This window comes from Paenibacillus turicensis (genome assembly GCF_017873435.1).
GTDB lineage: Bacteria > Bacillota > Bacilli > Paenibacillales > Paenibacillaceae > Fontibacillus > Fontibacillus turicensis.
Genome location: NZ_JAGGKG010000006.1, coordinates 64,366 through 79,636, shown reverse-complemented (window position 1 = coordinate 79,636; position 15,271 = coordinate 64,366). Strand labels below are relative to the sequence as shown.

At 41.3% G+C, this 15,271-nt stretch carries 9 protein-coding genes; all 9 read left to right on the top strand.

The window, feature by feature from the left end:
• Position 1 precedes the first annotated feature (1 nt).
• Positions 2-1,012 carry a hypothetical protein gene (locus tag J2Z32_RS07980; RefSeq protein ID WP_210088641.1) on the top strand — a complete coding sequence of 337 codons (1,011 nt, stop codon included), beginning with the start codon at positions 2-4 and terminating at the stop codon, positions 1,010-1,012.
• A 234-nt stretch (positions 1,013-1,246) separates the two neighbouring features.
• The gene (locus J2Z32_RS07975) at positions 1,247-1,468 is read left to right on the top strand and encodes a hypothetical protein (protein ID WP_144878149.1); all 222 of its coding nucleotides are present in this window, start codon (positions 1,247-1,249) and stop codon (positions 1,466-1,468) included.
• 30 nt (positions 1,469-1,498) lie between these two features.
• Entirely contained in the window at positions 1,499-6,664 is a 5,166-nt protein-coding gene (locus J2Z32_RS07970) for a flavodoxin family protein (RefSeq protein ID WP_210088640.1), read from the top strand.
• 386 nt (positions 6,665-7,050) lie between these two features.
• Positions 7,051-7,227, top strand: coding sequence for a hypothetical protein (locus J2Z32_RS07965; protein ID WP_210088639.1), 177 nt, complete (start codon positions 7,051-7,053; stop codon positions 7,225-7,227).
• A gap of 200 nt (positions 7,228-7,427) precedes the next feature.
• On the top strand, positions 7,428-8,399 hold the full coding sequence (locus tag J2Z32_RS07960; protein ID WP_127505906.1) for an amidoligase family protein: 972 nt from the start codon (positions 7,428-7,430) through the stop codon (positions 8,397-8,399).
• A gap of 110 nt (positions 8,400-8,509) precedes the next feature.
• The gene (locus J2Z32_RS07955) at positions 8,510-9,022 is read left to right on the top strand and encodes a gamma-glutamylcyclotransferase family protein (protein ID WP_120463223.1); all 513 of its coding nucleotides are present in this window, start codon (positions 8,510-8,512) and stop codon (positions 9,020-9,022) included.
• A gap of 4 nt (positions 9,023-9,026) precedes the next feature.
• Complete coding sequence (locus J2Z32_RS07950) at positions 9,027-9,299, top strand: hypothetical protein (RefSeq protein WP_120463222.1); 273 nt, start codon at positions 9,027-9,029, stop codon at positions 9,297-9,299.
• A gap of 181 nt (positions 9,300-9,480) precedes the next feature.
• Positions 9,481-10,827: a stalk domain-containing protein gene (locus J2Z32_RS07945; RefSeq protein ID WP_210088638.1), complete on the top strand. Its 1,347-nt coding sequence runs from the start codon at positions 9,481-9,483 to the stop codon at positions 10,825-10,827.
• Between the two features lie 244 nt (positions 10,828-11,071).
• Positions 11,072-15,253: an InlB B-repeat-containing protein gene (locus tag J2Z32_RS22640; RefSeq protein ID WP_210088637.1), complete on the top strand. Its 4,182-nt coding sequence runs from the start codon at positions 11,072-11,074 to the stop codon at positions 15,251-15,253.
• Positions 15,254-15,271 lie beyond the last annotated feature (18 nt).

Genomic DNA, 15,271 nt, shown 5'->3' with positions numbered 1-15,271 from the left:
ATTGATTAAGTCGTTAGCTCCCCTCAATTCCAGAGGGGAGTTTTTTTCATTTGCAGAAGCATTTTCATTTCAAGAGTTGTTACCAGATAAACCTTACAATAACTATAAGCCACTAATGATTGATCATACAGATTACGTTCCCATGTTCAAACCGAAGGAGGTTGATACAGTGAAATTAAAGATAAGAGTCTTATTTTTGGTTCTCTGCGCTGCTTTCTTTTGTTTAAGTTCTGGAGTATTCGCCGCGGCGGATGCAGATATAAAATCTATCGAGATTCCTTCAGGAGATAAGAAGCATATGCAAGACGTTTGGAGTAAATTAGGGGATGGGGGAAGTCATCTCAACCTTGAGTTTGAAGCTAACACAGGAGATCATCCTGATTCTCGGCTTCTGGTCTATGATGGTACGAGCGGAACGGTAAAATTCAACAATACCAATTTTCAGGATGCAATTGATAAATCAAGGAAAAGAGTGCTAAGGGAATTCGTTGAGGTGCTTCAGGGGTCGTCAGTCTCGGATCAAACGCAACAAGTATTATTGGGTTCAATATCTGCTTTGAACAACGAAGTTTCAATGGTGCTGATCCCTTTAGTTACGGAAAGTGCTTCAGCAGATATGTATACTGCAATGATATGGATCAATCCGATCTTGCCTTACGTTAGAGTAGTTTTCGGCATAGGGGCGATCTTACTTACAATTTATCTGATTGCAACATCGATTGCCGATTTGTTTTACATTGGACTACCTGTAGCAAGAGAGTCAATGGATTTGAAGGCAGATAATAAAGGGCGAAAGAAGCCATTTGGAATAAGTGATGATGCGATTTCCGCTGTTAGGGAAACAGAAGCTTCATTAAAATCATCAGGCAGTTATAAAAATGCGTACATGCTTTACTTTAAACGAAGGTTTTTGACTTACATTGTTCTTTCGCTCTGTCTGCTCTACCTGATCGGTGGAGAGCTTGGCGGACTTATTGCATGGCTCCTGAGTTTAGGAAGTGGAGTTGTATAAAACATTAATCCTCTCATTTCATGAGGGGATTTTTCTTTTGCTTAAGTATCAGTAATCCCGAAATCGTCGAGTTAAGAAGCCTCGAGTGGTTCATTTATCACCCCGCAACACATGAAACCTAGAAATACCTTTGTATGACGTTTGAGATTAACACAACTTCGACATCTGGTTTTGCAGAAGGATTACAAAAGTAGCACATAAATAAAACGATTTTCAGAAAAGGAGATGACGGGAATGAGGGGTATTGAGAGCGGTCAGGTCAATGGGTTCGTTATTGATCACGGTGAAGGTGTCGAAGCAGATATGCATTCAGATGAACTCAGTGACAAGGAGTTTTTAAAGTTACAGAAAAAGATGATCCGAGCCGAAAAGTGGCTAAATCGCTTAGAGAAAATAACTGCATGGTTGGATCGAGTTCAGCACTGGGCTGAGGAGCGAGCTTCAAAATCGAAATAAGAGCCAGGGAAAAGGATGGAGGTGAAAAGGTTGCAACCTAAGCGTATAAATCGATTTATAGCGGCGCTTATTGCCGTATTTCTTCTAATAACATCCATACCGCTAAATTCGGCTTCTGCAGTCGGTACTCCTTCAACAGACTCCCCAAATGCTATGGCACGTTCGATGATTGACTTCTTCCGGAAAGACAGAACGGAGCTTGCTGTAGACAGGGTTTCTAGAGATGAATTGATGGTGTATGGGGTATTTCTTTCCAATTTCTTTATCCCAGGGAAGACCAAATTAAGTGATATGGTCGATGCTTCAACGGATAAGCAGGACACCATTCCAAGGATTGTGAGCAATAAGTTTTTTGGATCGCCTGATAATTATAAGCAGATCGTGGACGTCAATACGAAGTTATACAATGCGATCATGGAGGTATTCCAATCCTCAAAGTCATCCTTCGGTTTGTTTAAGTCCGTTCCTCAGGATGGGTCACTTCCAATGTCAGGAGAAGATTTTTATAACAAACTGGCAGGAGTAGACACGAATCGAAAAATATATGCGAAGAATGGTTCAGGCGACAATGTTGTAATGGACTTGAACGATAAAGCAACAAGAGCAGCTATTCAAGTACTGTTCTCTTATTCGCCAGAGTTGATTTTGGATAAGGAGAAAGGACTTAGGGCTTTAACCGCCATGTATATCGATGGATTAGGTAACATTTGGGGGGCTTACGATAATGTCGCAATAGAAGAGTATGTACTGGTTCTTCCTGCAGCATTAAATCCAGTAGTCTTTTCTAAAACTGCTAATGGGGGTAAGTTTCCGGTTGCAAACGTTTTTGTTATGGGCGGTATAGTTAAGATTACGGAAAACTTTTTAGACGGAAAACCCTTCATGACTCCGTACTATAACATTAAGGATTACTTTACGAACGGTTCTTCGGCAGGAAGCACAATGAACAGAAGTAATATGCTTAGTATCTTTGGTATTCAATCGCATTCCAGTATGACAAAGCTATCAGGGGGTTCAGCATTCCGAAGTCTGGGCGATTCAGACACTTTGATCATGAACAGTGATAAGGTCACCTCAAATCCGTATCAAGATGTTCAGAAGTATATTAACGAAACCGTATCTAACACTTTTTCAAGTAACAATTCGTTTATCTTTTTGACCATTGATGCAAGTAAATTCACCAATGGACAAAAATATTTTGTAGATGAAGAAGCACTCAACAGTGATCAGAAGGATACTTTGTCCAAATACTTATTCGGTGGCAGTGTTTTTTCATTGGATGAATTAGCTGACGATATGTACTATTTCAACGTACCAACTGGAGCCAGCGGCGGTGAAGGTGATTGGAAAACCGATGATGATGCTTTGATGATGAGGCAGAAGATGTTCGCCAAAGAAGTATCGGGTCAATATCAGTTTTATCAAGGCTCTTACTTCTCGTCACCTTTCAACGGCTTTCTTCACTATTACTATGATAGCAAGAGTTCAGGGAACGAACAGGATCAAGTAGATTTTTTAGTGAAATGGCTTCAAGATAACACGACCAATAAAACTATAAATTCAACTTCTGCTGAGTTTAAAGCGTTAAAGAGCTTTTTGGATTCGGGGAATTTTGGAACCGATGATCCTGATACAATTAACGCCGCGCTAAAGCTGTTGAAATTCGACAGTAATAATTTCGTATATAATTTGTTACCCTCATCGACACTCGTCGAGGATAATCTTATACGATCAAACTGGTACCAACCAAAACTTATATCTCCAACTAGCTTTGGTTTAACTGAATATGATTCTTTTCTGGGGTATATTTCAATTGCGATAAGAAAGAGTGCTTTCTTTAAACAATATAACGGATTTGATGATTATTCTTACTTTGAATTTAATGGTGCTGGTCTTTTTCAGTCAGGAAATGGCGGAAAAATCGTAGGTCATGATACTGTCAAAGGATCGAGTAAGAAGGTTGTTGGGACAAACGGACAAAATGCAATTTCTACTCTGTTCTATAATTCTATGGTGTATCGGGTATTTGGAATGAATAGTACCTTTACCCGACAATTAACGAGCAACATGTACGCTGGAACAGAAGTAGATGGCGTTCTAGGTAAATATACTACTCGGACTGCGATCATGAATGATGTCAATAACTACCCAGGTATCTATTGGGGTTACATGGTGCAACTACTCGGCATCGAAAAGAGTAAAGACAGTAAAACTGGTGAGGAAAAATGGGATAGCAAACGTTTCGAGAATGATTTATTGCCCACAATTATATTGAATACGATGGGTGGGGGATTAGACCTTGTTACGATCATCGGAGGATCGGGGGTTGTTGCTTCCGAAGAAAAAACCATGCAGGAAATGCAAACCGATATCGTTAAGAAGATTTATGGTCTTCTCTCGGACGGTCCAAATCAGTACAGAGATAAGCTGATCAAATCTGCACAAGACAGCTGGATTATATCCACCCATAGAAGCATTACCGGTTCGTGGATCGGAAATATTTTAAGTGTAAGTGCAGGCGGAAACCAATCATATGCTTCGATTGTTGGTTACATCAATACGCCTAGTCTGACGGAGTTACCTATAACTTCTTGGTTACTGGACGATTACATGTCAATATACTTGTTGCTGATCTTATTTGTTGCGATGATTGTGATAATAATGGTCATAACACATGTGCGTTCAATTAGAGAAGGGGTATTAATCTTCATCGTAATGGCTTTCGTACTGATAATTCCTCAGTTCTTTATTTCAAGTGTAGTAAATTTATCAAATACTGCAGGAGATAAGCTGTATTCTGGGAGGTTTAATTATTGGGCAATTACTCAGCATCAGCAAGCACTGTCTTCTATGCGTTATGTAAAGCTTATGGATGATGAGAAAAACTATATTATTGCTCAAAACATGGAGTTTGCAAGGGAGGCATATTCCTCAGATGTTGGAGTTCGGGTTAAATGGATGTCGCCTAAGAAAGATGATGTTTTCGATGATATGTTTAACAAAGGGAAAATAACTCAAACGTTAAATGAAAATCTGAACATCTTTAGGTGGTTATTCAGCAGTTTTATTAACCAAGAAGAGTATGTTTTCAATGATCCACTGGTCACCTACTTATATAGACCATATAACGCTATAGCTACAGCAGCCAAAAATTCGTACTCCAAACTTACAGAAAAAGCAGTATCAAGAAATGAGTCTGCCAACAAATTATTAAACGCTAAAGAGTCATCCTTCGTTTTCCCTGAGTACAGATTTAAGTCTTTATTGGACGACAATAAGAAAGTTCAATATTCTGATCAACAAAATCAGTTAATAAAATCGAGTGCAACACTATCAGTCACCGATAATTCTGAAATGGAGGAGAGCTATAGGTATTGGGCTTTGAATAGTTCCAATGTTTCTAAAGCCATTTTCCGAAATGATATCAACTCTAATGCAGGATTACGTGCCGCGACAGATGAGCATTCCGAAGCCTTCCTGTTATCAACTGAAAGTCCGTTTTATTACTTCTATAATGCATTGAAGAGCAGATATTCAAGAGTTGATGGAGAGTTCAAATCAGCCTTACTTTCCAAAGAAGTATTCAGGGCTTCAAGTGATGATGACCTGAAGGTAAATAATTCAATGAGGGATTTCCTCGATCTTGAGGGGTTATTTACTTACGTGATTCCTTATTTGTATCAAGGTAATGACTATGTTTACAGGTGGACGGCTACGAACGGGAAGAGTGTCGATACCTTTAACTTCAAAAACGCAATAGAGCCTTCCGATCCTGCGATGAAGGCAAAATTTAACGAAGAAGCGAAACGTAAAGAAGACCTAAAAGCTGTTTGGAAGTTGTACTCACCTTGGGTTGACCAGATTTATTCTCTCGATGTAATGGGGAAACAAGTTCCAATTGCCAACAAAAAAGTATATGTTGCTGATACGGCTAACCCAGGTGCATATGATGATGCCGGAAGACCGATGATCTTTTCTGAGGCAGATATGTATGCGAAGGGGTATAATTACTCTCAGCTTACTGATGTAGAACGGAGAATCCAGTCCACACTGAAATCAACGTACAAGGATCTAATGTATTTGACGAACTATTACGATTTCGATAATGAGGTTCTTATTACAGCAGCAGCAATGATGGCGACCTTCAACTTTAATCGCGAGTTCTCGGAAAATAGGCTCCTCGGAGAAAGTAGTACGTTGTACCCGCAAAATTTTGAGCTAAAAAACTTTAATTACGATGCTTTCATGAGACTGATCTTAATGAATTCTACTGGAGAAGCGTTAATGGACGATCAAGACCTGTACGCACGGGTTCTTGAAAAGACGTCGATATTCTCAGGATTACTTTTGATTCTGTGTGATTTGATGGCTGTCATCGTTGTGCCAGTAGCGAAGTTATTCGTATTGCTGTTGCTTTTGTTCTTAACCATTGCGATTTGCTTATCAAGTGTGTTGGTTCCTCCAGAGAGACTGACAAGAACCATTAGTAAGAATTTGTTTATACCGTCTCTGATCTTCTTGGCAGCGAGTATTGGGTTTGCATTTGTGATCTCACTATTCATGGGTGAAGGGTTAACGGGATATGTTGGAGGAAGAACGCCATCACTCGGAGTTAGCGATCCTTCGATAGTCATGTTATTAATGGTGGCTGTTGACGTTTTGTACGTCTTTATCCTTTGGAAAATTGCGAAGTTACTCATCGCATCATTGAAGTCGCATGTGATTTCAACTGTTTTTGCAACTGTAGGGCTTGCAGTAGGTGCAATGACTGCATTTAAACAATATATGCATTCATCGATGAGCAGGACATTTGATGGAGCTCTAAGTCACGCTCTTGATACAAAAGGTGAAAATGCAGTTAATGGTGGACCGACGGGTGGTAATAAGCCTTCAGGGTTGAGATCGAGATTCGGAAAAGGAATTATGTATAACCACGATCAGCTTAACCTGAGCCATTCAGATGGTAATGAAAAGAGTAACCCTTCGATGAACGGCAGAGATGGGCAATCGAATAATGCCGTACTACCTAATGAGAAAGATCGTAAGTTTGAGAATTATATTGATGATCTGTCATCCCGAAGAGCAGGGAGTACTGATAGGAAAGACGATGGGATGCGAAAGCAAACTAAGAAAAGTGATTCTGTTGGTAAAGATATAAAGTCCGATCAAAGCCAGCAAAAGAAATCCGAGAAGTAGAGATTGGAACAGTCGGAAATTTTTCAATAGAAGAGTTTCCGACTTTTTTTTTGTTTGAGAAGTAGTAAAAACAGCCAGCTAAGGGACTTAAGGTGACTCTTTATTCTGGCTCTTGAAGGTAAAAGTTGATTTAAGTCGTTCATTTCGATGAAATGGTATATCTTGTCCTTTGTGCGCGGATGGGGTATATTGGAACTAATAAAATATTCTTTGGAAGCGGAAGCACCGCAGACAAGCCTATTAACGGGCGTAGTCTGCGGTTTTTTGCGTTCAATGACAATTGGAGGATGATTCTTATGAAATGTTGTACATTTTGTTCTAGCGAAGCTGAAGTACTGTTTAATCACCTTACTCATGATATTGGGTCGCTTTGCGTAGAGTGTTACATGAAACTACACGGATCATGCGGAGTTTGCCGCGGCAGCTTTCTACCTGAAAAAGTGATGCCTGATGTAGATAATCGGATTGAGATTAAATTTATTGGAACAGGAGAAAAGAACTTTATCGTTTGTAATCAATGTGATTTAGAAATTCGTCAGCATTTCCCGTTGATGTTCGTTTAAGGGCATTGGGGGCATGGGTCTAATCTATAGCTTACAAAGTGATCACCTTTCACTAAGGTGATCTTTATTTTTGATTTTAGATAAATTAGGCTCAACATTTTTTCGAAAAACCTATGAAAAGTGCGTCAAAAAGTAACTTCAAACCTGAGAAAAATTACATAACTAACCAGTTAATTGTGGTTGGTTAGGAGGCTCAGGGAGTGCATGTTGAATACACAAGTTTATCATTCGGTTTTGAATTAGAATTCACAGGGATAAAACGTTCAGTGGCAGCTCATGTTGTTGCGGACTTCTTCGACACAGGCAGACCAACACAAATTGGTGGATGGGGTCATGATACTTATGAAATAAAGGATCGATCCGGACGGATATGGAGAGTCGTTAAGGACGCATCAGTTCAAGCGGTTCGACAAGAGAACTCCGAAATAGTAATCGTATCGGATGATTATCAGTGTGAACTTGTATCCCCTGTTTTGGGGTATTCTGATATTCCTTTATTACAGAGATTAATTCGTGAATTGAAGGAAAGCGGCGCATTAGTAAACAAGAGTTGCGGATTACATGTACATGTAGGAGCTGAGAGATTCTCTCCAAATAACTTGAGAACTCTTTGTAATATTATCTACGCAAAACAATCTTTGCTGACCAAGGCATTGGATTGCAGACAGGATCGGCGCAGATACTGCTTGGATCTTTCAGATGAGTTTATAAAGAAGCTGAATAAAAAGAAGCCGAAGACGATGGGGGAGTTTGCAGAAGTTTGGTATCACGGATTCAATGCTTTACCCTTCCGTCGAAACGATCGATATAACGACTCCAGGTACCGGATACTGAATTTGCACCAGTTATTAAGCGGCAGATTAAAGACAGTAGAGTTCCGTTTATTCAATGGAACTTTGCATGCCGGCAAAGTGAAAGCAAGTATCCAGTTGAGTTTGCTCATCGCGGCTCAAGCCCTTAACCAAAAGAAAGCAACCAGTCGGGTAACAGTGCCTGACAACGGGAATGAGAAGTATTCATTTCGTGTATGGCTTCTCAGACTTGGTGGTATTGGTGATGAGTTCAAAACCATGCGTCATCACCTACTTAAGTACCTTGAAGGTAATTCTGCATGGAGGGAGCCGCCAACGAATGATGACGCTCGGGGCTTGTCAGATGTCGAAGCGCAGTAAGCCCCATTCGGGGTATTCTTGGGCGATCCTGACCGTTATTGAACACTGTACAACCAATCGTAATCCAAGGTAAACTTACCAACTAACTATTGATATTGGAGGTACCGAGTATGAAGCCTTATGTAGCTTACGGGAGCAATATGCACATTAAGCAAATGAAGATGCGTTGTCCTGATGCGTATATCATCGGGATTGGGTGTATTGAAGATCATGAGCTAGTGTTTAAACGCGTAGCCACCATCTCTAAACATATCGGACTATTTGTACCTGTTGTGTTGTGGATGATCTCCGAAAGGGATGAAATCGCTTTAGATCATTATGAAGGCGTTTCAGTTGGACTCTACAGAAAAGAGATCATTAAGATAAAGTTAGAATCGATTAGTGTAAAAAATGACGTGTTTAATGAAAGTGATCTTCCAATTGAACTAGGAGCGATGGTTTATATCATGAATGCCGAATCAAGACCAATATCGGCGCCTACTCGGATATACTATGAGACTATTCTTGAAGGCTACCAACAGAACAACATTGATGTTCGCCCCCTTTCTGTTGCAGCTATTAAAAGCGATTATAGGGACACGGATTATTATGAAGGTTATAGAACAGCTAGACGGAGGAGGTAAGTGTTTGAGCCTACAAATAGTAATGACTCATGGGGTTCGAGAGATTGGCTGTAGGGATTGGCAACTGGTTATTTCATTAATCATCAAGCACTTTTATGGCAAAGAAGAGTTTCTGTCTTTTAAGACTGTTGGGAAGAAAACGGTAGTTACGAATGGGAATGACGGTCATTTACTCACTATCGACAACAAGAAGTTATTTTCAGAAGTAGTTTGGGCAGTATACGGCGATGAGGGGAAGATGAAGTATTATACATTCATGCTTCCGCATGAGTATTAATCACGTAAGTAGCGAGAGTTTGAAAATTGTAGGATCGATGTGACTTATATACAACAGACTATTATTCTGGTTCTTTATATAATTAAGATGATGCCTTCTAAATGGAATGGAGTGGGAATAAGGGACAGATACACTGTTCCTTCTTTTAAAGTTTAACGAATCCTGTAGATCGGAGGTCAATATGAAAACGAAAAAGTTAACAGCAGTAATACTTGCATTCTCAATTATTTTAGGGGGTCAAGGAGCACTCGCGGCGCAGTCTGAAAAACCAGTTCAAATTGCTTCTGCGGACTTCGATTATTCCAAGGAAGCAAAGGAAGCTTTGGACTATATCAACAAAATTCGTAAAGATGCAGGACTCAGTGAAGTAAAGTTGAACCCGTACCTAACCAAAGCATCTGAAAACCATGTGAATTACCTCACTTCCAACAATACAACTGGGCATGATCAGGTAGAGGGTAAGAAGGGTTATACTGGTAAGGAGCCAAAGGATCGCGTATTGGTAGTAGGCGGGGACACAAAGTTGGCACAGGGGTTGTCTGAGGTGATCTCGTATAGTGGCACCACAACAAAGGCTTCGATTGATACTTTGATTGGTTCCGCTTACCACAGAGCTCCTTTCTTGAGTCCTTACACATCAGAAATCGGGGTTGGGTATGTGGGCAGTAAGTTTGTTATGGTTGCGAAGTCTAGCGGGTCGGATACAACTGCTGTATCTATGTACCCGTATAACGGACAAAAAGATGTACCGACCACATTTGTAGGTGCAGGTGAAAACCCTAACCCACTCAGTAAATTTGGTATCGAAAGATCGGGTTACGTCATCTCCTTTTATCCGCCACATGTACTAGACACTAAGACTATTGATGCAACTATTAAAGACGGTAAGGGTAACAATGTTCCCTTCTTCTCCGAGTGGTATTCGGGGTACTGGTTCTTCTATACTAAGCAACCGTTAAAAAATGGGGAAACCTACACAGTGTCTGTGAATTATAAACCTCTCTACGAGGAAGAGTACGAGGGCAAAACGCTCAACAAAACTTGGTCTTTCACAACTGCAACAAGTGGCTCGACTGGTGGCTCTAACGGCGGTGTAACCACCCCTCCAACTGGAGGCGGAGATGTTAACCCTCCACCGAGCGGTTCAACTTCTGCAATCACGGGTAACTTTAACAAGGACAATGTCGGTGTAACAATTAATGGCGATTTGGTAAGTTTGAATCCTCCTGCGAAGATCGTCAACGGAAGCACCTTCATCCCACTTCGTGGAGTTTTCAAGAAGCTCAACTCAGAAGTAAAGTGGAATAATGACAAGCAAGAAGTAACTATTGTTCGAGAAAGTATTACAGTTAAGCTGACAATTGGCAGTAAGACTGCGTATGTCAATGGCAAGGCGATTACACTTTCGACAGCACCGTTTATCAATAACTCATCAACCTATGTACCTTTAAGATTTGCTAGTGAAGCCATTGGTGCAGATGTAAAATGGGATCAATCAAATTATATTGCCATCATTAAATCTGAATAATTACTGATATTGGGGTCAGATGCATCAAGCATCTGGCTCTTTTCTTATTGTGAGCAGTGTTTCCCTATGCTAGGGGACACTGCATTTTTTTTATGCCGATTGAAGCCACGGATAATTAAGGGGAATTAGTTGCTAGAAAAATTTCAAAATGTTGTAGAGTTTGATTGATTTTCAGGATAGTCATCATGAGCAAATTTATAAGACCAAGAGAAAAAGAACAAGTAGAAGTAAGGAGATGAAGGATGTGGCAAACAGTAAACAGGAAAGAAAAAGGTTCATCTCAGTTCTCTTGGTGATCGCTCTGCTTATTGGGCTATTCCCAATGAGCGCTCTTGCTGACGATCCACCAAGCGACACCGACTACGGAAATGAAGTGAGCGTAACGGATGCTGTTTACGGCGAAACCAGTGTAACGAATGCAGTATACGCTTCCGACCCGAGTCATTTCATTTACGAGTTAAATCCGGAATGGATGAATGAACCTTATGCCTATATCCGAGAGTATATCGGACCAGGCGGAGATGTGGTCATCCCCGAGACAATCGAAGGGCGACCCGTTTCAAGGATTTTTGGAGCAGCATTTCTGGGTAATCAAAGTATTACGAGCGTAGTTATACCTGAAAGTGTTGAGCGAGTCGAGGTTAACGCGTTTGCGTACAGCTATGGAATTAAAAGTATTGTATTTAAAAATCCTGATACGATAATTGGTGACAAGAATGGTTTGTCTGATTGGGACATTGTGATCCCATACCAAGCTACAATTATCGGTCATAACAATTCGACAGCAGAAAGCTTTGCTCGTAAACGAAACATCAATTTTTTGAGCATTGATGAGCCTTGGACTACTGAAATAGACTATGGATCACAAGATGCAATGTCTCGTTTCCATCGAGGTGAAGATGTTGTCGTGAGCGAACTGTTCCAAAGTAGTGAGTTGGCCAATTATTTCGCACATTGGATGGGCGAGCCTTGGGGACTATGGACAACACCAGTCTGGAACGGGACGATTAACGATACGCTCAATAAGCGTGACGTTGAGATGCGGATGCAAAGGTTCTATCAAAACAAAGGACACTTCTCATTCGGCTCCGATGATTTCAAGGGAATCACAAGCTTAGAGGGTCTGCAGCTATTCAAAGACAGTATCCTTAGCGACCCTAAGTTCTCGTACAATGCAGTATTTCAGTTTAGCGGCAATCAGCTTCGTGAAGTGAATGCCCTGAGCTTCCTGAACGGGGTAAATTATCTTGATCTGAGTAATAATCAGTTGGAGAACATTGACGGGCTAAGTGGTCTTGAAAGGTTAAGTCACTTGGATGTGTCCAATAACAATTTAACCAATCTTGATGGCTTGAGTAATTTGAGAAGGTTGATCGAGCCGCAGACAGCGGCGACAACGACCAGTGTTCTTGATTTCAGTCATAACCGGCTCTCCAACATCGAGGGGCTAAACAATGTAAGCATGCTTGATACACTAAATGCAAATAAGGTTGATTTCAGTTACAATTTCTTAACCAATAGTAACATTCCCACTTTATCGAAGCTGTTCAAACTTTTCGACCAAGTAGCAAAACCTCAGTTGCTGTTCGACTACAATTATATTTTTATTGACGACCAGGCAGCAGGTAAACAGTTCTACAACGATTGGTTAGAAATATCCGGTCTATCGAGGGGCGACAACCGAGCCAATACTCCGCAATACAATTATCGATTCGTTAAAGGTGCTGACACGTTAAGAGTCGAGCATCGTGTCAAAGGAACAGATGAATTGCTATCTTTTGAGGAATATTCGACAGCGGACAAGTCTTTGGACTTGAACGCTTCCATTACGTACAATGCCAAGAATTTTGAAGGTTATTCCCTCATTGGTGATTCAGGTAAGTATGTTTTAAACAAAGATCATATTTTCACTTCCAAAATCGGCACAGAGCGTCACTTAGTTAATTCAAGAAATGGGTTATCGATCTCCAATGTAGGACTGCCAGATAATATGACTAGTTCAATTACGGATGAAGGGATATTGACCACTACCGATACAGCGGGCGAATACAACATTGTTGGTAAAGGAACTACAGAGGTTAATATTCATAGCGAAGGGGTATCTCATGGCATTTATCCGCTCACTTTCGACACCTTTGGAAGCAAGGACAATGTCATCGTTTTCTATTACCAATCTTCTGCTTCATTAGCGAAGCATAAGTTAACAGTCGGTATGGAAGGGCAAGGTACAACCTTTCCTGCAACTGGCACTTACGAATACGATGACGGAGAATGGGTTTCCATCTCTGCTCGGAATACAGTACCAGGATATGAACTTGAAAAATGGGTGATTGATGGCGAGGATTACTTCGATGCCTTTGGTTATGGGGTAAGCTTGAAAATGGACAGCGACAAAACAGCAATAGCTCACTTCAAGCAAAACCAACCACAGCCTACACGGTATACGCTAACGGTTAATCAAGTTGGAATGGGAACAGTTACTCCGTTCGCAGCTGGCAGTGTTACGAATTTTCCCGAGTTTGAATCGGTCAGCCTGATGGCTAATCCCTCGCCGGGATATAAGTTCGAGAAATGGGTCGTGAATGGGCTAGAGTCAGACGATCAGGGTATTACCATGTATATGGATCGCAATGTTGTCGCGATAGCGCACTTCATCCCCATTGCATCACCACCAAAGGAATACAAACTGATCGTTGAAGTCGTAGGTGAAGGTACAGTCAATGTTGTAAATGAAGATACAAAAGATGTGTTCCAAGATGTCCGAGGCGCAGTAGGACAGTTTAAGGAAGGAACTGAAATATCCGTATCAATGCTTCCTGATCAAGGGTATAAATTCACTAGATGGGTGGTTGATGGTCAGGAAGTTGTTAAAGAGTCGTACTCATTTAAGATGGATAAGGACAAGAACGTCCAAGCATATTTTGAGCCAGTCGTTCCATCCCCAGAACCGAAAGGTGGAATAACGGTTGAATTTGTTGATTGGGAAACGAACAGTAAACTCAAAGAAGATGTAATTCTGTCGGATTTGCCGTTAGGTGATCATTCATATAGAGCTGATGCGTTTATCGGGGTATATAAGCTAATCGGAGATGCAGTTAAAAATGTCGTGCTGACAGCAGACGTGCCATTCGAAAAGCTGACCTATTTCTATAAGAAAGACGTTGTCATTCCGACACCAGAACCAGAGCCGAAGCCAAATCCTGAACCGACACCTAGCCCTAATCCAGAACCGAAGCCAGAACCAACACCTGAGCCGAAGCCAGAACCGAAACCGGAACCGAAGCCAGAACCGAAGCCAGAACCGAAGCCAGAACCAACACCCGAGCCGAAGCCAGAACCGAAGCCGGAACCGAAACCGGAACCGAAGCCTGAGCCAAAACCAGAGCCGAAACCTGAACCGACACCCAAGACGGAATTGCCAAAGGTAGAGTCACAGCCGGAGCCTGAAACAAAATTGAATGAAAAGGATCAGGATCTTAATCCAGACCGAGAAGGAAGCCATGTGACCACAGTGCCTGCTCCAGTGGTTGAAAAGAAAATGGATACTTTGCTCGTTGAAGCTGTAGATCATGAGACTGAGGAACTTCTCCAAACAGAGGAAGCTGATAGTTTGCACTTAGGTTTGAATGAGGTCAAAGCCCCTATTATCATGGGCTACTCCTTGCTCGGATCGGATACGCAAACGGTGCTTATTGGTGAGAACGGTGAATCATTAACCGTCACCTTTAGGTATGTGAAAGAGGTAGTGCCGACTGCGACGCTTGGAGTCGTGTATGGGGTTGTGAAGGACGCGAACGGTAATCCTATGCAAGGGCTTAAAGTCGAACTTCATTCTGATCCACGAATTGCTTTTACCAACGAAAACGGCGAGTACCGCTTCGAGGATGTCGAGCTTGGGAAGCATACTGTTATATTGAAGAATCCATTTACCGACAAAGAAATTTCGAGAATAAACGTGGTTGCGTACAAAGACTACAGAGACTCAGATTCGGTTACGGTTGAATCGGTGCAAGTAGCAGAAGAAGTAAAACGGTCAATCGAATTAAATGAGTCAATGAGTACCCAACGGGTTGACTTTGTTATTGAAGCTTTTGAACAACCAGAACCGGTAGCGCCTGATAAGAAGTTCCCTATCGTTCCGATAGTGGCGACTCCCCCGCTAATCATAATTCTTCTGGCGTATTCCAGAAGAAGGAATGTGGTGATTTACAACGGAGCTAATCTGCTGATTAAAAAGATTAGGGTGAAGGCGAAGCCTGAAACTGTCATTGATTTTACTGGTTATGCTGCAAGTGCATTCAAAGTGGTATTCCGAAAGCCAAATAGCTTCAGGGATATTGATTTGTACATTAAATATGGTGATAGCGTAACGCAAGTTGAGTTGGCAGAAGGTCAAAACTTCATAGTGTTTTCTCCTGACGAATAGGTTTAAGAATGCAGAGAC